The 18,433-nt window shown below is 70.2% G+C and carries 18 protein-coding genes; 9 read left to right on the top strand and 9 right to left on the bottom strand.

The features are described 5' to 3' along the window. Positions 1 to 3: 3 nt before the first annotated feature. Together KAK07_RS09975 and KAK07_RS09970 are read right to left on the bottom strand one after the other, a co-directional pair. Positions 4 to 846, bottom strand: coding sequence for a peptidoglycan-binding domain-containing protein (locus KAK07_RS09975; protein WP_210855502.1), 843 nt, complete (start codon positions 844 to 846; stop codon positions 4 to 6). Between the two features lie 11 nt (positions 847 to 857). Beyond that, the gene (locus KAK07_RS09970; RefSeq protein WP_210855500.1) at positions 858 to 1,148 is read right to left on the bottom strand and encodes a hypothetical protein; all 291 of its coding nucleotides are present in this window, start codon (positions 1,146 to 1,148) and stop codon (positions 858 to 860) included. A 229-nt stretch (positions 1,149 to 1,377) separates the two neighbouring features. On the opposite strand from KAK07_RS09970, the gene KAK07_RS09965 reads away from it, so the two are divergent. From KAK07_RS09965 to KAK07_RS09930, 8 genes are all read left to right on the top strand, one after another. Further along, on the top strand, positions 1,378 to 2,565 hold the full coding sequence (locus KAK07_RS09965) for an acyl-CoA dehydrogenase (protein ID WP_210860550.1): 1,188 nt from the start codon (positions 1,378 to 1,380) through the stop codon (positions 2,563 to 2,565). A 4-nt stretch (positions 2,566 to 2,569) separates the two neighbouring features. Next, a complete protein-coding gene (locus KAK07_RS09960) occupies positions 2,570 to 3,754 on the top strand; it encodes a CaiB/BaiF CoA transferase family protein (protein ID WP_210860549.1) in 1,185 nt (394 codons plus the stop codon). Positions 3,755 to 3,823: 69 nt separating this feature from the next. Beyond that, positions 3,824 to 4,354, top strand: coding sequence for a hypothetical protein (locus KAK07_RS09955; protein WP_210860547.1), 531 nt, complete (start codon positions 3,824 to 3,826; stop codon positions 4,352 to 4,354). Between the two features lie 153 nt (positions 4,355 to 4,507). Beyond that, positions 4,508 to 5,281 carry a ferredoxin--NADP reductase gene (locus KAK07_RS09950; RefSeq protein WP_210860545.1) on the top strand — a complete coding sequence of 258 codons (774 nt, stop codon included), beginning with the start codon at positions 4,508 to 4,510 and terminating at the stop codon, positions 5,279 to 5,281. 150 nt (positions 5,282 to 5,431) lie between these two features. After that, the gene (locus KAK07_RS09945) at positions 5,432 to 6,859 is read left to right on the top strand and encodes an efflux transporter outer membrane subunit (protein ID WP_210860543.1); all 1,428 of its coding nucleotides are present in this window, start codon (positions 5,432 to 5,434) and stop codon (positions 6,857 to 6,859) included. A gap of 11 nt (positions 6,860 to 6,870) precedes the next feature. Then, on the top strand, positions 6,871 to 8,172 hold the full coding sequence (locus KAK07_RS09940; protein ID WP_210860542.1) for an efflux RND transporter periplasmic adaptor subunit: 1,302 nt from the start codon (positions 6,871 to 6,873) through the stop codon (positions 8,170 to 8,172). After that, on the top strand, positions 8,169 to 8,876 hold the full coding sequence (locus tag KAK07_RS09935; protein WP_210855485.1) for an ABC transporter ATP-binding protein: 708 nt from the start codon (positions 8,169 to 8,171) through the stop codon (positions 8,874 to 8,876). The genes KAK07_RS09940 and KAK07_RS09935 overlap by 4 nt, the downstream gene beginning before the upstream one ends. Continuing rightward, on the top strand, positions 8,876 to 10,087 hold the full coding sequence (locus tag KAK07_RS09930; RefSeq protein ID WP_210855483.1) for an ABC transporter permease: 1,212 nt from the start codon (positions 8,876 to 8,878) through the stop codon (positions 10,085 to 10,087). The genes KAK07_RS09935 and KAK07_RS09930 overlap by 1 nt, the downstream gene beginning before the upstream one ends. Before the next feature lie 19 nt (positions 10,088 to 10,106). On the opposite strand, the gene KAK07_RS09925 is transcribed toward KAK07_RS09930, so the two are convergent. The 4 genes from KAK07_RS09925 to KAK07_RS09910 form a co-directional block, all read right to left on the bottom strand. Continuing rightward, positions 10,107 to 11,066, bottom strand: a complete 960-nt coding sequence (locus tag KAK07_RS09925; protein ID WP_210855481.1) for a tetratricopeptide repeat protein — start codon at positions 11,064 to 11,066, stop codon at positions 10,107 to 10,109. A 97-nt stretch (positions 11,067 to 11,163) separates the two neighbouring features. After that, the gene (locus KAK07_RS09920) at positions 11,164 to 11,601 is read right to left on the bottom strand and encodes a hypothetical protein (protein WP_210855479.1); all 438 of its coding nucleotides are present in this window, start codon (positions 11,599 to 11,601) and stop codon (positions 11,164 to 11,166) included. 66 nt (positions 11,602 to 11,667) lie between these two features. Then, positions 11,668 to 12,282, bottom strand: coding sequence for a glutathione S-transferase family protein (locus KAK07_RS09915; protein WP_210860541.1), 615 nt, complete (start codon positions 12,280 to 12,282; stop codon positions 11,668 to 11,670). A gap of 85 nt (positions 12,283 to 12,367) precedes the next feature. After that, positions 12,368 to 12,724 carry a hypothetical protein gene (locus KAK07_RS09910; RefSeq protein WP_210855474.1) on the bottom strand — a complete coding sequence of 119 codons (357 nt, stop codon included), beginning with the start codon at positions 12,722 to 12,724 and terminating at the stop codon, positions 12,368 to 12,370. Positions 12,725 to 12,970: 246 nt separating this feature from the next. Between KAK07_RS09910 and KAK07_RS09905 the strand changes: the two genes are divergently transcribed. Then, complete coding sequence (locus tag KAK07_RS09905) at positions 12,971 to 14,473, top strand: S8 family serine peptidase (RefSeq protein WP_210860540.1); 1,503 nt, start codon at positions 12,971 to 12,973, stop codon at positions 14,471 to 14,473. A 34-nt stretch (positions 14,474 to 14,507) separates the two neighbouring features. Here the strand turns inward: KAK07_RS09905 and KAK07_RS09900 are convergent, their stop codons facing one another. The 3 genes from KAK07_RS09900 to KAK07_RS09890 all read right to left on the bottom strand — a co-directional run bounded on the left by KAK07_RS09900 (position 14,508) and on the right by KAK07_RS09890 (position 18,411). Next, positions 14,508 to 15,503, bottom strand: coding sequence for a LacI family DNA-binding transcriptional regulator (locus KAK07_RS09900; protein ID WP_210860539.1), 996 nt, complete (start codon positions 15,501 to 15,503; stop codon positions 14,508 to 14,510). A gap of 128 nt (positions 15,504 to 15,631) precedes the next feature. Further along, positions 15,632 to 16,720 carry a LacI family DNA-binding transcriptional regulator gene (locus tag KAK07_RS09895; protein WP_247664316.1) on the bottom strand — a complete coding sequence of 363 codons (1,089 nt, stop codon included), beginning with the start codon at positions 16,718 to 16,720 and terminating at the stop codon, positions 15,632 to 15,634. A gap of 14 nt (positions 16,721 to 16,734) precedes the next feature. Continuing rightward, positions 16,735 to 18,411 (bottom strand): alpha-amylase family glycosyl hydrolase, encoded by a 1,677-nt coding sequence (locus tag KAK07_RS09890; protein WP_210860538.1) that lies wholly within the window; start codon positions 18,409 to 18,411, stop codon positions 16,735 to 16,737. Between the last annotated feature and the right edge of the window lie 22 nt (positions 18,412 to 18,433).

Below are 18,433 nucleotides of genomic sequence, written 5' to 3'. Positions count from 1 at the left end.
GCTTCAGCGTCCGTCGGTGGACCAGTGCGGCGGATCGGTCGGGTGCTTGACCACGCCGTAGGTGGCACCCAGCTTGTGCAGTTCCTTGTTCGACTCGCCGTTGGTGGGCGAGCCGATCTCCACCGTCTTGCCCTTCTTGTCGGCGATCTTCAGCGTGCCGCTCCAGGAGATGCTCATGTCGATCGCCTTGCCCTCGATGTGGCGAGAGGTCAGCGACGGCTTGAACTTCAGCTTGAACAGGTCGGCCATCTCCTTGGCCCCTTGCACCGAGGCCTTGTCGTCGCCGTGGTCCCAGACGATGTCGAGCGCCGAGTTCGCCGGCACCTTCGCGGGCTTCACGTTGCCGCGCGACACCTCCCACGAGTAGTGCATCAGAAAGGCCCGTTCCTTGTTGCGCAAGGTGGACGCCACGTCCACGCTGGCGCCCGCGGCCTCGAGCGCCTTCAGGAAGGCCTTGACGTTGGACTGGAACGAGCCGGCCAGGTCACCCACCTTGTCACTGTTCGGGAACTTGGCCTGGTTGGCACGCCACCAGGACGCGCCGCTGAGCTTCTTCGGGTCAGCCGCCTTGGGCGCCGGCGGCGGCGCCGGCACCGGGCCGTTCAAGGCCCGCCAGGTCTTGCCGCCCGGCTCCACCAGCCCGTCGCCGCGGCTCATGCCCACCACCCGCTTCTGGAACTCGGCGATCGCGTCCTCCAGCGACTTGGTGTTCTTGCCGTCCACCTTGACATCGAAGCTCTTGCCGTCAGGCATGGCAGCGAAGGTCTTGAGCTTCTGTTGCACCAGTTTCACATCGGCGGCGGCGTTCGCGCCGCCCTTGCCCACCGATCCACTCAGGCTTGCCATGTTGCTGCCCCTTACTCGATGCGTGGATCGAAGCGCGACAGCGCCTTGGTCGCGGCGGACTGGCCGGCGTACTTCTTCTTCAGCTGGGCCAGTTGCGCGTCGGTGCCGGTGCAGTACTTCTTCAGTTGCTCATCCAGAAAGGCCTGCCGCTTCTCATTGTCGGTTTCCTCGCCGCGGAAGTGGTCGCACTGCTCACGCCGCGCGACAAAGTCGCGCACATCGTCCGGCAGGGCGGCGCCGGACTGGCAGGCCGACATGCCCAGCAGCAGGCCCGAAAACACGAGTGCGGTGCGCCATGGCATCCGCGGGGAAGGGTGTGACATGCGGTGTGTCCTCCTTGGGGGTGTGATCCGGCCTGCGTCGCAGGCCCTGCAAGGATGCTAGCGCAGGGCGGTCGGTACCATCCCCCCAGCTTGAGGGTCGGTCCGGAATTCCATTCCTGCACATTGGAATGCAATATTGTCGGTTGTCACCCGTCGGTGTCAGCGTCTACGATGCCATGATTGAACACCGAACCGTGGAGACCTGCGCATGAACGCCACCGCCGCCAAAGCCCGCTTTCAATGGGACGACCCGCTGCTGCTGGACAGCCAGCTGACCGAGGACGAGCGCGCCGTGCGTGACGCCGCCCGCGCCTACTGCCAAGACCGCCTGGCCCCGCGCGTGCTGCAGGCCTTCCGCAACGAGCAGACCGACGTGGCCATCTTCCGCGAGATGGGCGAGCTGGGCCTGCTGGGCCCGACCATCCCCGAGGCCTACGGCGGCGCCGGCCTGAACTATGTCTGCTACGGCCTGGTGGCGCGCGAGGTGGAGCGCGTCGATTCGGGCTACCGCTCGATGATGAGCGTGCAGTCCTCGCTGGTGATGGTGCCGATCAACGAGTTCGGCAACGAGGCCACCAAGCGCAAGTACCTGCCCAAGCTGGCCACCGGGGAATGGATCGGCTGCTTCGGCCTGACCGAGCCCGACCACGGCTCCGACCCCGGCAGCATGGTCACCCGCGCCCGCAAGGTGGACGGCGGCTATGAGCTGACTGGCGCCAAGATGTGGATCACCAACAGCCCCATCGCCGACGTGTTCGTGGTGTGGGCCAAGGACGATGAAGGCCAGATCCGCGGCTTCGTGCTGGAAAAGGGCTGGAAGGGGCTGAGCGCGCCGGCAATCCACGGCAAGGTGGGCCTGCGCGCCAGCATCACCGGCGAGATCGTCATGGACAAGGTCTTCTGCCCCGAGGAGAACGCTTTCCCCGAGGTGCGTGGCCTGAAGGGCCCGTTCACCTGCCTGAACAGCGCCCGCTACGGCATCGCCTGGGGTGCGCTGGGCGCGGCCGAGTTCTGCTGGCACACGGCCCTGCAGTACACCCTGGACCGCAAGCAGTTCGGCAAGCCGCTGGCCGCCAACCAGCTGGTGCAGAAGAAGCTGGCCGACATGCAGACCGAGATCACGCTGGGCCTGCAGGGCTGCCTGCGCCTGGGCCGCATGAAGGACGACGGCACGGCCTCGGTCGAGATCACCTCGATCATGAAGCGCAACAGCTGCGGCAAGGCGCTGGACATCGCCCGCGTGGCGCGCGACATGCTGGGTGGCAATGGCATCTCGGATGAATTCGGCATCGCCCGTCACCTGGTGAACCTGGAGGTGGTCAACACCTACGAGGGTACGCACGACATCCACGCACTGATCCTGGGTCGGGCCATGACGGGCATCGCGGCGTTCTGACGACATGAACACCGGTGCATTGGCGGGCCTGAAGGTCCTGGATCTGTCGCGGGTGCTGGCGGGCCCCTGGGCCGGCCAGTTGCTGGGCGACCTGGGCGCCGATGTGGTCAAGGTCGAACGCCCCGGCGCCGGTGACGACACCCGCGCCTGGGGCCCGCCCTGGGTGAAGGACGCCAACGGCGCCGACAGCCGCCAGGCCGCCTACTTCCAGTGCGCCAACCGCAACAAGCGCAGCATCGCGGTGGACATGGCCACGCCCGAGGGCCAGGCGCTGCTGCGCGAGTTGGCCACGCAGGCCGATGTGGTGCTGGAGAATTTCAAGGTCGGCGGCCTGGCGCCCTATGGCCTGGACTACGCCAGCCTTCAGGCGCTGAATCCGCGTCTGATCTACTGCTCGATCACCGGCTTCGGCCAGACCGGGCCGTATGCGCCACGCGCCGGCTACGACTTCCTGATCCAGGGCCTGGGCGGACTGATGAGCCTGACCGGCCGCCCCGATGGGGAAGACGGCGCGGGGCCGCAGAAGGTGGGCGTGGCGCTGGTCGACATCATGACCGGGCTGTACGCCACCATCGCCGTGCTGGCGGCGCTGAACCACCGCCACGCCACGGGTGAAGGCCAGCAGATCGACCTGGCGCTGCTGGACGTGCAGGTGGCCGCACTGGCCAACCAGGCAGCCAGCTACCTGACCACCGGCGCTTCGCCGCGCCGCATGGGCAATGCGCACCCCACCATCGTGCCCTACCAGGACTTTCCCACCGCCGACGGCGACATGATCCTGGCGATCGGCAACGACGGCCAGTTCGCCCGCTTCTGCGCCGCCGCCGGTCATCCGGAATGGTCGGCCGACGAGCGCTTCGCCACCAACCCGGCGCGGGTGACGAACCGCGCGGTGCTGATTCCGCTGCTGCGCCAGGCCACGGTGATGAAGACCACCGCCGAGTGGATCGCACTGCTGGAGTCGCAGGCCGTGCCCTGTGGCCCGATCAACCGCCTGGCCGAGGTGTTCGCCGACCCGCAGGTCATCGCCCGCGGCCTGAAGATCGACCTGCCGCACCCGGCGTTTGGCAGCGTGCCTGGCGTGGCCAACCCGATCCGGCTGTCGGCCTCGCCGGTCAGCTACCGGCAGGCGCCGCCCACGCTGGGCGAGCACCAGGCCCAGGTGCTGGCCGACTGGCTGGGGCGTTGAGCCTGCGGCCTTAAGGCGGCCGTCACGCTGGCACGCCACGATCAGGTCTCCACCCCAGGGAGACCTTTGATGCGCCTGCTCGCCCGCCGTCTGTTCACCGCCCTGCTGGCCGCTGTGCCGCTGTGGGCCGCCGCCACGCCGATCGATCTGGCGTACAACCCGTCCAACACCGGTCCGGCCTACGCCTGGCGGCTGGACGCGGTGCGCGTCAGCGCCGACGGCCGCAAGCTGCAGGTGCGCACCCAGCCCAGCGGCAGTCTGCCCGGCGGCATGATCAACCTGGGCAGCTACCCCTGGTGGATCACACTGGTGGCCTATGACCAGGGCGCGGGGCGCACCGGCAACGGCGACCGCTGGCGCGGCAACGCCGCCCTGCCCGCCCCCACCGGTCGCTGGGCCACGGTGGCCACGCTGGCGCCGGGCAGCAGCACCGTCTACCGCGTCCGGCCGATCGCCACCGGCGGCGTCGTGCGCGGCCTGCCGGGCGTCACCTGGAGCGGCACCGTGCAGGGCACGTTGACCACTGACGGCACGCGCGGCCCGCTCGATGCCAGCCACCTGGTGGACTTTGACCTGCACATCGTGGGCGACCAGCACTGAGCGCCGCACGGCGGTGCATGGGCCGCGGAATTGACGCAGCGCAAGCGCTGTGGCGCCAATCGGCGACAATACAGGGTTTTTGCCGAGCGGCACGGTGCCTGCGCCCTGTGCGACTGCCGGCGCCAGCCCACCGTTTTTCCTCAGCCCCACCCCATGAGTGCCTTTCACGAAGAGCGCGTCCTGAGCGTGCACCACTGGACCGATCGCCTGTTCAGTTTCACCACCACCCGCGACACCGGCCTGCGCTTCTCGAACGGTCACTTCACGATGATCGGCCTGCGGGTGAACGGCAAGCCGCTGCTGCGCGCCTATTCCATCGTCAGCCCGAACTACGAGGAACACCTTGAGTTCCTCAGCATCAAGGTGCAGGACGGCCCGCTGACCAGCCGGCTGCAGCACATCCAGGTGGGTGACAGCATCATCGTCGGCAAGAAGCCCACGGGCACGCTGCTGATCGACTACCTGGTGCCGGGCAAGCGCCTGTACATGCTGTCCACCGGCACCGGCATGGCCCCCTTCCTGAGCATCATCCGCGACCCCGACACCTACGAGAAGTTCGAAGAGGTCATCCTGGTGCACGGCGTGCGCCAGGTGAAGGAGCTGGCCTACCACGACTACCTCACGAAGAAACTGCCGCAGCACGAGTTCCTGGGCGAGATGGTGACCAAGCAGTTCAAGTACTACCCCACCGTCACCCGCGAGCCCTTCCAGAACCAGGGCCGCGTGACCGACCTGATCGAAAACGGCAAGATGGCCGCCGACCTGGGTGTGCCGGCGCTCAACGCCGCCGAGGACCGGGTGATGATCTGCGGCAGCCCCGAGATGCTGCGCGACCTGAAGACCATGATGGAAGCCCGCGGCCTGAAGGAAGGCAGCACCACCACGCCAGGCGATTTCGTCATCGAGCGCGCCTTCGTCAGCCAGTGACCCCCGGCGGCGTGCACGCTGCTTGATGATCGGCCACCTTCGGGTGGCCGATTTACTTTACAAACGGGACGCACGGCCGTGCCGTCGGACCGCGAGCATGATCCCCGTCGACCCCGTGCCCTGCCGGCACCTCGGCGACGCGAACCACCCATGCCCCTGTCCACCTCCCGATGTCTGCGCGCCGCCCTGGGCGCGCCGGTCCTGCTCCTCGCCGCCTGTGCCAGCGTGGGCACACCGCCCCCGGCCTCCGACGCCACCGTGGCCCTGCCCAGCCGCTGGGCCGCCAGCGACCTGACCCGCCCGGCCGACGACGCCGCGCTAGCGCGCTGGTGGCAACTCTTGGGCAGCCGCGATCTGGATGCGCTGGTCGAGCGCGCGCTGACCCGCAACACCAGCCTGCGCAGCGCCCAGGCCGCGCTGCGCCAGGCCCGCGCGCTGCGCGCCGCCAGCGAAGCGTCCGCGCGGCCCAGTCTGGCCTTGGGCGGCAGTGCCCAAGGCCAGCAGACCGACGGCGCCGGTGGCAGCCACACGCTGTCGCTGGCCTTCAGCGCCAGCTGGGAGGCCGACCTGTGGGGGGCCACGGCCGCCAGCGTGGCCGCGGCGCGTGCCGACGAGCGCACGGCCGAGGCCGACCTGGCCAGCACCCGCCTGGCGCTGCTGGCCGAACTGGGCCTGGCCTGGACCCAGTGGCAGGCCGACCTGACACGCCAGCGGATCACCCGCCAGAGCCTGCGCAGCCTGGAAGAAACGCAAGACCTGACGCGCTGGAACGTCCAGGCCGGCCTGGCCAGCGCGCTGGATCTGCAGCAGGTGGTGCAGACGCTGGAAAGCACCCGCGCCAGCCTGCTGGCCCTGAACGCGCAGGTCACCCAGGACCGCCATGCGTTGGCCGTGCTCGCGGGCGACCCACCCGCGGCCGCCACGCTGCCGGACGACAGCGCCGACGGCCTGCCAGGACTGGACCAGGCCCTGGCTGGCCTGGCCACCGGCCTGCCCGCCGACCTGCTGCGCCGCCGGCCCGACCTGCATGCCGCCGAGTCGTCGGTCCAGGCCGCCTGGCTGCGCCGCCGGCAGGCCGAGCGGGCCGCCTGGCCCGGCCTGACACTCAATGGCTCGCTGGGCCTGCAGGCGGCCACGTTGGCCGGCCTGGGCCAGCCGGGTGCTGCGCTGGCCACATTGGCGGCCTCGGTGAACTGGCCGCTGCTGGACGGCGGCCGCCAGGCCGCGCAGCTCGAGCAGCAGGACGCTGCCCTGGACGCCGCCCGCGCCGCCTATGACGCGGCGCTGCTGGCCGCGCTCAAGGACGTCGAGGACAGCCTGGCCGCGCTCCAGGGCGCGACCGATCGCCAGACCGCACTGCGGCGCGCCAGCGAGGCCGCGCTGCAGGCGATGCGCCTGAGCCAGGTGCGTCGCCAGGCGGGCCTGATCGACACCGCCGCGCTGCTCGATGCCCAGCGCACCGCGCTGAGCAGCGAACTGGCCTGGGTCACGGCGCGCGCCGACCAGGCCTCGAACCTGATCCGCACCTGGAAGGCGCTGGGGGGCGGCTGGGATGCCCCTGCCCGCGCCGACCGCTGAGAACCGACACCATGCCCGATTCCCCCGACACCCTCCCCGACTGGCTGCAGGGCGATCGCCGCCCGCTCTGGCGCCGGCCCGGCCCCTGGCTGGCCCTCGCCGGCCTGGCCGCGGCCGCCGCGCTGGGCCTGTGGTGGCGCGCCGACCGCCAGGCCGCCCAGGCGCCGCATTACCTGACCGAAGCGGTCACCCGCGGCAACGTGGCGCTGACGGTCAGCGCCAACGGCACGCTGCAGCCCACGCGCTCGGTCAGCATCGGCAGCGAGCTCAGCGGCACCGTCGCCGAGGTGCTGGTTGACGTCAACGACCGCGTCAGGAAAGGCCAGGTACTGGTGCGCCTGGACACCTCCAAGCTCAGCGACCAGGTCGGCAAGTCGCGCGCCGCGCTGCAGGCCGCGCAGGCCGCATTGGCGCAGACGCGTGCCAGCGCCGCACTGGCCAAGGCCTCGCTGGCCCGGCTGGATGAGGTGCAGCGCCTCTCCGGCGGCCAGCTGCCCGCCGCCACCGAGCTGGACAACGCCCGCGCCACGCTGGACAAGGCGCGCGCCGACGAGGCCAGCGCGGCCGCCGGCGTCACCCAGGCCCAGGCGACGCTGCGCACCGACGAGACCAACCTGGCCAAGGCCTCGATCCGCTCGCCGATCGACGGCGTGGTGCTCACGCGCGCGGTCGAGCCCGGCAATGCGGTGGCGGCCTCGCTGCAGGCGGTCACGCTGTTCACGCTGGCGCCGGACCTGTCCAAGCTGCTGCTGTCGGTCAACGTGGACGAGGCCGATGTCGGCCAGGTGCGCGTGGGCCAGACGGCGCAGTTCACCGTCAGCGCCTGGGCGGGCCGGCGCTACCCGGCCACGATCACCCGCGTCGCCTATGGCTCCACCATCACCGACAACGTGGTCACCTACACCACGCAGCTGCAGGTGGACAACCCCGACCTGAGCCTGCGCCCGGGCATGACGGCTACCGCCACGATCGCCGCCACCGAGCGCACCGGCGTGCTGCTGGTGCCCAACACCGCGCTGGGCTTCCAGCCCGCGGCCGCCGGGGCCGCGCCGGCGGCGCCGTCCGGCGGGGGCAGCATCGTGGCGCAGCTGATGCCGCGCCCGCCAGGCATGAACCAGCGCAAGCCCGGCAGCGGCGCCCCCGGCGCCCGCGCCGGCCAGCCACGCCAGGTGTGGGTGCTGCAGGACGGCACGCCGGTGCCCCTGCCGGTGACGGTGGGCCTGTCCAACGGCCGCGTCACCGAGGTCAGCGGCGAGGGCCTGAAGGAAGGCCTGGAAGTCATCACCCAGCAGCGCAGCACGCCGGCGAAATGAGCGACGGCGCGTTGATCCGCCTGCGCGGCGTGACCAAGACCTACGGCCAGGGCGCGGTGGCCTTCCAGGCTCTCAAGGGCATCGACCTGGACATCGCGGCCGGCGAGTTCGTCGCCGTCATGGGGCCCAGCGGCTCCGGCAAGTCCACGGTGATGAACCTGCTGGGCTGCCTGGACACGCCCACGGCGGGCGAGTACCTGTTCGACGGCATCGCGGTGCAGCGCCTGGACCGCGATGCGCGCGCGCGCCTGCGCCGGCGGCACCTGGGCTTCGTGTTCCAGGGCTTCAACCTGCTGGCGCGCACCTCGGCGCTGGAGAACGTCGAGCTGCCGCTGGTCTACCGCGGCGAGAACCGCGCCGCGCGCCGTGCCGCCTCGATGGCGGCGCTGGCCGAGGTGGGCCTGACCGACTGGGCCGACCACACGCCGGCCGAGCTCTCCGGCGGACAGCAGCAGCGCGTGGCGATCGCCCGCGCCATCGTCACCCGCCCGACCGTGCTGCTGGCCGATGAGCCCACTGGCAACCTCGACACCGAGCGCAGCCGCGAGATCATGCAACTGCTGCAGCGCCTCAACCATGAGCAGGGCATCACCGTGCTGATGGTCACCCACGAGCCCGAGATGGCGGCGTTCGCGCGGCGCATCGTGCACTTCCGCGACGGCCGGGTCGAGCGCGACGAGCGCCTGCAGGAGGAGCCCGTCTGATGTGGGCCAATACCCTGTTCCTGGCGCTGCGGGCGATTCGCCGCAACCTGCTGCGCAGCTTCCTGACCGTGCTGGGCATCGTCATCGGCGTGGCCGCGGTCATCACCATGGTCACGCTGGGCAATGGCGCCACGCAGGCGGTGCGCCAGCAGATCAGCAGCCTGGGCTCCAACCTGCTGCAGGTGCGCCCCGGGCAGCGCCTGGCCTTCGGGCCCAACACCGCGGGCGCACCGGCCTTCAAGGAGGCCGACGTCGAGGCCATCGCCAGCCAGGTGGGCGGTCTCAAGGCGGTGGCGCCCGAGGTGCGCAGCGGCGTCACCGTGGTGGCCAACGGCAAGAACTGGTCGAGCACCGTCACCGGCAGCACCAATGCCTACTTCACCGCCGCCAACTGGACCCTGGCCAGCGGCCGCGTGTTCAGCGCCGATGAACAGGCTGCCGGCGCCGCGGTGTGCCTGGTCGGCGCCACGGTGCGGCGCGAGCTGTTTGGCGCCGAGGCCGAGGTCATCGGCCAGCGCATCCGCGTCAAGACCTTCTCCTGCGAGATCATCGGCACGCTGGCCGCCAAGGGCCAGGCGGCCATGGGCCAGGACCAGGACGACACGATCATCGTGCCGCTGCGCACCGCGCTGCGCCGCGTCACCGGCTCGACCCGCATCAACACCCTGCTGGTGTCAATGGCCGATGGCGCCGACGCCAGCCAGGTCACCGCGGCCCTCACCCGCGTGCTGCGCGAGCGCCGCAAGCTGGCCGACGGCCAGGACGACAACTTCAACGTGCTGGACACCGCCCAGATCGCCCAGACGCTGAGCGGCACCACGCAGCTGATGACCTCGCTGCTGGGCGCGGTGGCCGCGGTGAGCCTGCTGGTCGGCGGCATCGGCATCATGAACATCATGCTGGTCAGCGTGACCGAGCGCACCCGCGAGATCGGCGTGCGCCTGGCCATCGGCGCGCTGGAGCGCGAGGTGCTGCTGCAGTTCCTGGTTGAGGCCGTCGTGCTGTCCTCACTGGGCGGCCTGGTGGGCATTGTGCTGGCCAACGCCGCGTCGGTGGCCCTGGCCGGCCTGATGCAGGTGCCCTTCCTGTTCAACCCCGGCGTGAACCTGCTGGCCTTCGCCTTCTCGGCGCTGATCGGGGTGGTCTTCGGCTACTTCCCGGCGCGGCGGGCGGCGCGGCTGGATCCGATCGAGGCGCTGCGGCACGAGTAAGCGCCGCACCCGCCCCCGGCTAACGGACGATCCGCTCGAGGACCGGCGCGCGCCGGCGCGCCTCGGGTGTGTCCTCGGCCAGGTGTTGCAGGATGCGCTGCCGGCTGACGCCCAGCGCGGCTGCCTCGTCCAGCAGGGCCTGGACGCCTGATTCCTGCTTCAGCAGGATCTGGTCGGCGGCCTTGCCATACAGCGCCGCCGCCAGGGTCAGGCGGGCGGCGCCGTAGTCCCTGGTCTTCAGCGCCTCGCGCGAGAAGTCGATCGCCTCGTCGAACATCCCGCGCCACAGCACCTGTTCGGCGAAGTTGCCCAGGGCCCAGGCGTCCTGCGGATGCCGCGCCTCGCGCACCCTGCGGCCCAGGTCCTGCAGGGTCACGCCGTCTTCCGGCCGCAGCGTGAAGCCGGCCAGTTCGTTGAGCGCGCCCACGTAGGCGTTGCGCTCCTCAGGGCCCTGGCCCGGGCCCATGCGCATCACCCGCAGGTAGGTGCTGAAGGCCTGGTTGGACTGGCCCATCTTCAGGTAGTAGCGCGCGTAGCCTACCCACAGCCAGGGGTCCGACTCGCCCAGCGCGCGGGCCCGTTCCAGCGACAGCCGCTCCTGCTCGTACTGTCTGCGGATGTCGTGCACCTCGGCCTTCAGGATGTGGGCCTTCTGGAGGGCCGGGTCCAGCGCCAGCGCCTTGTCGATCAGCTCGTTGTAGGCCTCGACCGTGCCGGGCTTGAACTGGCTGGCCACCACATGGCCGCCCTTGATGGTCAGGCGCGCCGCCTGCACATAGATGGCCGCGTTGCCGGGCTCCGCCGACAAGGCCTTGAGCAGCAAGGGCGCGGCCCGGTTCAGGTGCTGGACATCACCGTAGTAGGTGTCGATCTCGGACTTGGCCTGGGCCAGCGCGTCAGCGGCGCCCTGGTCGGCGGCCGGCGCGGGCGTGGCGATCAGCAGCAGCGTGCTCAGCAGCGCCGCAGCGGTACGGGTCATCCAGCAAGGTGTCATCAGGCGGACTGTTGTGAGGTGGAGCTGCTGGGGCAGCGTGGCGAGCGTGGTCTGACAGCGCGGTGCCAGCGCCCAGTGGTCATCACAGACGTTTCATCACCGCGCTGACGTGGGTCCCACCGTCGTTGGACGAGGGGCACCCGCCCTGGAAGACCGCGTAGCGCGCGGTCACTGTCACCGCGCGTGGCGCGAAGCCCGACGCGGTGAGCTGGAGGGTGTAGGTGCCTTCGGTGTTCCCCAGGCCGCAAGGCAGGTTGCACACCAGGCCTTGCGCGGTCTCCTCGATGCCCGAGCTCACCGCGATCTGCTGCAGTGACACCGGTTGACCGTCGAGTTGCACATCGGCGATCACGACGCGGCTGATGGTGCCGGTCTCGCCTTCCACGCTCACGCGGTCCAGCAGCACGATCGGTTCCAGATAGAGATTCAGGCAGCCACCGTCGGTGGGCTCGCGGCCACCACCGCCACAGGCCTGCAATGCCAGTAGCGCCACGGCCAGCAGGGCCGTCCTGGTTCTCATGTTGTTTTCTCCCCTTGCGCACGCTGACGCTGCATCGCGCGTGAACCCACTCTACCAGCACGCCGGTCAGGGCAGTTGCAGTCTGGGGTGCTCGGCCAGGGCCGTCAGCGCCTGATGCATCGCGGGTCGGGTCCGCTTCAGGTGCGCCCGCGTGCCCGACCAGCGCGAGACCACCACCGCCAGCATCGCCAGCGCACCGGGTGGCTCCTCGTCCAGCAGCGCGCTGAACTGCTCGGCGAAGATGTCCCAGGCGCGGTGCAGTTGTGCCCGCGCGGCGGCACGTACCTTCGCCTGGGCGCTGACGCTGGTGGCGGTGGTCCAGCGCTCGGGGTAGTCGCTGATGCTGACCGCCGGGTAGCAGTTGGCGGCGATGAAGACCAGGCCGCGCAGGGTCTGGGCGCGGCGGCCAGGATCAGCGGGCAGCAGCCCGGCAGCGGGGAATTGCAGGCCCAGGTGGATCAGGATGGCGGCGCTTTCGCTCAGCACCGTGCCATCGGGCAACTGCAGGGTCGGGACCTGCCCCAGCGGGTTGATGCGCCGCAGGGCGTCCAGGCCCTCGCCGGGCTCCCAGGTGGCCGCCAGCACCAGGCGGTGGCGCAGGCCGCAGGCGCGCAGGGCCATGACGACCGCGTCCGAGCCCGAGCCCGGCGCGCCGTACAGCACCCAGGGGGCGTCGTTCATCGGCCGGCTCCGCGGTCCAAGGCATGGCGTGTCATAGCGGCATCATGACAGGCCGCGGGACCGCGGGCCACCGCGGTGGGTTGGCTCAGCGCGTGGCGTCGGCCAGTCGCAGCGTCGGGGCCGGTGCGGTCCAGGCGGTGGTGGCCGGCGGCTGGACCAGGAAGGTGTTCGGGTCGATGCCGGCCGCGGTGCGCGCGGCGACGATCACCGCCGGGTGCGCGCCACCGGCATGCTGGGTGGCCGCGGGGGCCGCGGTCCAGTGCACGCTGGCGGGCGGCTGGACCAGGAAGGTGTTGGGGTCGATGCTGGCGTGGGCGGCCAGGCGCTGCTGGGCCACGGCGGGGTGATCGGCGTTGGCGTGGGCGGGCGCGGCCGGGTCGGCAGCGAGGGCGCTGGTGGTCAGCAGGGTGAGGCTGGCCAGCAGGAAGCTGATGCGGGGCATGGTGGGCCTTTCCATCGTGGGTGGTACAACGGTCTCCACGGCTCATCTCGATGGCGGCCTGTCGTCAGCATTGTGACAGAGAACTAGGGTTTACCCGCATCCCTAGATTGATCCAGGCCAAGCCACAGGCACGCCCGCGGCGCTCGGGTTCTAGGGAGACACCGCCCGCTGCCGTTCGGCGCCGCCCAGGTCGGCCCTACCATCGGCCGCGTCGGCGTCACCTCGCCCACCACTTCTGGAGTTCCCATGGCTTTCCGACTCCCGCTGCAGCGCGCCAGCGCGCTGGTTCTGAGCAGCTTCGCCCTGGTGGGCGGCAGCACCTGGGCCGGTCAGGTCCACCCCGATCTGGCCGCCGCCGCGCAGCGCCAGGGCCGCGCCGAGGCGCTGATCGTGCTGAAGGACCAGCGCACGCCTGCCACCGCGACCCTGCCAGCCGACGCCGACTACAAGGCGCGGCGGCGCGCACTGGTGGCCGCGCTGGTGGCGCGCGCCGACGAGCAGCAGCGCGGCCTGCGCGCCTGGATGGATGCCCGCCAGATCGCCTACCAGCCCTTCTGGATCGCCAACATCGTCCACGCCCGGCTCAACGCCAGTGAGCTGGCGGCACTGGCCGAGCGCGATGAGGTGGCCCGCATCGATCCCAACCCGACGATCGCCGTGGCCCTGCCCCGCCCCACCGGGCAGCCGGCGCAGGTCGAGAGCGTGTCCACCGTGGCCTGGGGCGTCGACAAGATCCGCGCGCCGCTGGTGTGGGCCCAGGGCATCACCGGCCAGGGCGTGGTGATCGCCGGCCAGGACACCGGCTACCGCTGGGACCACCCGGCGCTCAAGCCGCAGTACCGCGGCTGGAACGGCAGCACCGCCGACCACAACTACAGCTGGCATGACGCGATCCACGTGGCCAACGGCAGCTGCCCCGCCAACTCACCCGCGCCCTGCGACGACAACGGCCACGGCACCCACACCGCCGGCACCTTCGCCGGCGACGACCACGCCACCCACCAGATCGGCGTGGCGCCGGGCGCCAAGTGGATCGGCTGCCGCAACATGAACGCCGGCAACGGCACGCCGGCCACCTACATCGAGTGCATGCAGTGGCTGCTGGCGCCCACCGACCTGGCCAACCAGAACCCCAACCCGGACCTGGCACCGGACATCATCAGCAACTCCTGGGGCTGCACCATCGGTGAAGGCTGCACGGTGGGCAACGAGATCAAGGGCGCGGTGACCAACCTGGTCAAGGGCGGCATCCTGTTCGTGGCCGCCGCCACCAACGCCGGCCCCAGCTGCGGCACGATCACCGAGCCGCCAGCGATCTACCCGCTGTCCTACACCATCGGCGCCACCGACAGTGCCGACCGGCTGGCCAGCTTCTCCAGCCGCGGCCCGGTCACCGGCAAGGGCGTCAAGCCGGATGTGTCAGCGCCCGGCGTGAACGTCAACTCGGCCTACCCGCCCAGCACCTACACCAACCTCAGCGGCACCAGCATGGCCACGCCCCACGTGGCCGGCGCCGCGGCGCTGCTGATGTCGGCCGTGCCCACGCTCAAGGGCAACCCGTCCGCGGTGGAGAAGCTGCTGAACAAGACAGCCCAGCGCAGCGGCGTGACCAACCCGGTCAACCAGACCTGCGGCGGCACCGCCGCCACGGTGTGGCCCAACGCGATGATCGGCAACGGCCGCATCGACGTGTTCGCGGCCTACCAGAAGGCGATTGCGGGCGTGCTGGACACGTCGCTGGAGGACTGAGCACCCGCGGCGCGATCGCTGACGGTCTGCCAGCTCAGCGCGCGCGCGTGGACTGCCGCACCATCAAGCGCGTCGGCATCATGACCGACTCCACGCGGCGCCCGGCCAGCTTGTCCAGCAGCAGTTGGACCAGCACGCGTCCGGCCTCATCGATCGACTGACGGATGGTGGTCAGCGCCGGGTGCGACTCCGCCGCCAGGCGGATGTCGTCGAAACCGACCACCTGCACATCCTGTGGCACCTGGAGGCCATGGTCGCGCAGTGCGGCAATGACAGCCAAGGCCACCAGGTCGCTGGCGGCAAACACGGCATCGAATTCGACACCCTGGGCCAGCATGGCGGTCACCTCCCGCTGCACGGCCGCGTCGACGAAGGGCACAGGCCGGTACAGCTGAGGGTCCGGCGTCAGGCCGGCCGCCACCAGAGCGGCTTCGTAGCCTTGGTGACGCTGGCCGATCTCCGCCAGGCTGCCGTCGCCGAAGAAGGCGACGCGCCGGGCACCGCAGTCCAACAGGTGTTCGGTTGCCTGGCGACCGCCCATCAGGTTGTCGCTGCCGACGGTGCAGTAGAGCTGGTCAGGCAGTCGCGCGCCCCACACCACGAACGGCAAGCCGCGGACAGCCAGTTCGTTGAAGCGGTCATGGTTGTTCTCCTGACCCAGCATGATGGTGCCGATCGCCTGACCGGACTCGTGGGGCTGTGTCAGTGTTTCACTCTTGTCGGTCTCGACACCGACGATGAGCATGCTGTGGCCGCTGTCGATCAGCGCGTCACCGATGCTGCCCAGGGTCGCGAGGAAGAATGGGTCCTTGAAGTGCTGACGGTGCTCGGGATGGTAGGGAAAGGCCACGGCCACTGTCTGCATGGCCTTGCCACGCAGGATCTGCGCGCCGACGTTGATCGAGTAGTTCAGGCTGCGCGCCAGTTCGTTGACCCGGTTGCGGGTCTCCTCACTCAGGCGCGGGTTGTTGGACAGCGCCCTGGACACCGTGGAGATGGACACATTCGCCAGCCGGGCAATGTCGGCCATCTGAAGTTTGGTGGGGCGGCCCGACGGGGTGTCTCGTGGCTCGCCGGAGGTCGGCTTGGGGCGGGGCATGGGCAGCAGCTGGGTCCTTGGGCGCCGTTCGCCGGCGATTCTGGCACCAACCGCGAGGCTCACGTCTGTCTGGCCGATTCACATGGCGCCAGCCGCGTCGACTCACGGGGCTGCAGCGTGGTCGGCAGCACGATGCTCGGTGCCTGGGCACCGTCCACCACGGCTTCCAATGCCCGCAGCAAGGCGGCACCGGCCTGCTCGACCGACTGCGCGACGGAGCTCAGCGCTGGTCGCATCTGGGCGACCATGGGGATGTCGTCAAAACCGACCACCTGCAGGTCCTCGGGCACACGCAGGCCCGCACGATGCAGCGCATGGACGACCGTCATCGCCGTCAGGTCACTGCTCGCGAAGATCGCATCGATGCCCGGCTCCATCGCCAGCAGGCTGGCCAGTTCGCGCTCCACGCGCGCCTGCACGAAAGGCGCCGGGCGCGTCAGCTCCATCGGCGGCAGCAGGCCGCGCGCATGGTGAGCATCCACATAACCGGCGTGGCGGTGAGCCACTTCGGGCAGGCTGGTGTCACCGATGAAGGCCACCCGGCGAGCGCCGCCGTCCAGCAGGTGGGCGGTAGCCAGTCGGCCGCCCAAGCGGTTGTCGCTGCCCACGGTTGCATAGCGGCGCCCCTCGATGTGCGCGCCCCACACCACCAGCGGAACGCCTCGGTCAGCCACCATGTTGAGCTGTTCATGGTGATGCCCCTGGCCCACGACGATCACACCCATCGCGCGGCGGGACTCGACATCGCGGCACAGCCGGCCCACCTGCATGGTGTCGATCCGTGACAGCAGCAGGTCGTAGCTGCGGGCCGTGAGTGCATCGGCGATGCTGCCGATCAGCGCCAGAAGAAAGGGATCCGACAGCGACTCCCCGGCAGCAGGGCTGTGCGGCACCACGACCGAAATCGTCCGGTTGTGCCGGATGCGCAGGTTGCGTGCCCCCTCGTCGACCTCGTAGTGCAACTGCCTGGCGATGCCCTCGATGCGGTGGCGCAGGTCTTCGCGCACGCCGGGCTCTCCGCGGAGCGCACGCGACACCGAGGCCACGGATACCCCGGCCAGCCGCGCGACATCGGCCATTTGCGGCCGCGTTCGTCCGGCCGCAGCCACCACCTGCGGTGCGCGCGCCACGACGATGCCCCGCTGCATGGCCGCTCCGGTGCTCAAGCGGCGTCGCCGCCGGCCAGTCCGAAGAAACCGCCGTAGGCGGGCAACTCGATGTGGTCGCCGACCAGCGCCCCCGACAGGCCATGTCCTGACAGGGCTTGCAGCGTGCCCAGGCCCGTCAGCGCGATGCAGGCGGGCTCGGCAGAGATGTTGAGCGCCACCACTAGGTCGGTGGCATCCAGCCTGCGGGCAAACACCACGCACGACGACGGCGCCGGCAGAAAGCGCAGCTCACCCTTCGCGAGTGCCGGCTGAGTGCGCCGCCAGGCCAGGAAGCGTCGCGCGAAGTGCAGCGGCGAGTTGGCGTCGGCCTCTTGTCGGCTGACCGCGAGGGGCAGGTGGCGCGGCGACATCGGCAGCCAGGGTGCGCGGCTCGAGAAACCACCGTGCGGCATCTGGTCGTCCCAGGGCATCGGCGTGCGGCAACCGTCGCGACCCTTGTACTCGGGCCAGAAGGCGATGCCGTACGGGTCCTGCAAGGCTTCGAAGGGCACCTCTGCCTCGGGCAGGCCCAGCTCCTCGCCCTGGTATAGGCAGGCGCTGCCGCGCAGGCTGACCAGCATGGCCAGCAGCACCTTGGCCAGCGCCGGTGGCGCATCCGCCCCGCCCACCCGGCTCATCACGCGCGGTGCGTCATGGTTGCCGATCGACCAGCAGGGCCAGCCGTCGCCAATGCCGGCCTGCAACTGCTCGACCACGTTGCGCACATGCGCCGCGTCGAGTTCATCGCGCAGCAGGTTGAAGGTGTAGGCCATGTGCAGCTTGTCGCCGCCACTGGTGTAGTCGGCCATCACCGCCAGCGCGTTGTCGTCGCCGATCTCACCGACGCTGGTGGTGGCGCCATAGGCGTCCATCAGCGCACGCAGGCGGCGCAGAAAGTCCAGGTTCTCCGGCTGCGTCTTGTCGTGCAGGTGGCGTTGCCAGGCGTAGGGGTTGCTGTCGGGGGTGGAGTGATCGGTCCGGGGCTCGTCACCCCAGGCTGGATTGCTGCGCAGCGCACGATCGTGGAAGTAGAAGTTGACGGCATCAAAGCGGAAGCCGTCGACGCCACGATCCAGCCAGAAGCGCACATCGTCCAGCAGTTGCGCCTGGACCGCCGGGTGGTGCAGGTTGAGGTCAGGCTGGCTGGCGAGAAAGTTGTGCAGGTAGTACTGGCGGCGCCGCGCATCCCACTGCCAGGCCGATCCACCAAACACGCTGAGCCAGTTGTTGGGTGGTGTCCCATCGGCTTGCGGGTCGGCCCACACGTACCAGTCGGCCCTGTCGTTGTCGCGGCTGGCACGGCTGGCGCGGAACCACGCGTGCTCGTCCGAGGTATGGCTGAGCACCTGGTCGATCAGCACCTTCAGACCCAGCGCGTGGGCGCGCGCCAGCAGTTCGTCAAAGTCGGCCAGGGAGCCGAACAGAGGATCCACCTCGCGGAAGTCAGCGATGTCATAGCCGAAGTCGCGCATCGGCGAGCGGTAGAAAGGAGACACCCAGATCGCATCGACACCCAGGCTGGCCACGTAGTCCAGTCGACGGGTGATGCCTCGCAGGTCACCCACGCCGTCGCCATTGCTGTCGGCGAAGCTGCGCGGGTAGATCTGGTAGATGACGGCGCCGCGCCACCAATCCTTGTCCGTCGTGCGGGAAGCGGCCACGGGTACGGCCGGAGTCAGGGTCTCGTTCATCTGCTTTCCGTTCGGGTGCGTG

Origin of the sequence: Ideonella alba (genome assembly GCF_018069875.1) — a bacterium.
Taxonomy (GTDB): Bacteria; Pseudomonadota; Gammaproteobacteria; order Burkholderiales; family Burkholderiaceae_C; genus Ideonella; species Ideonella alba.
The sequence above is the reverse complement of the archived record's forward strand: the minus strand, read 5'-3'. Positions and strand labels throughout refer to the sequence as shown.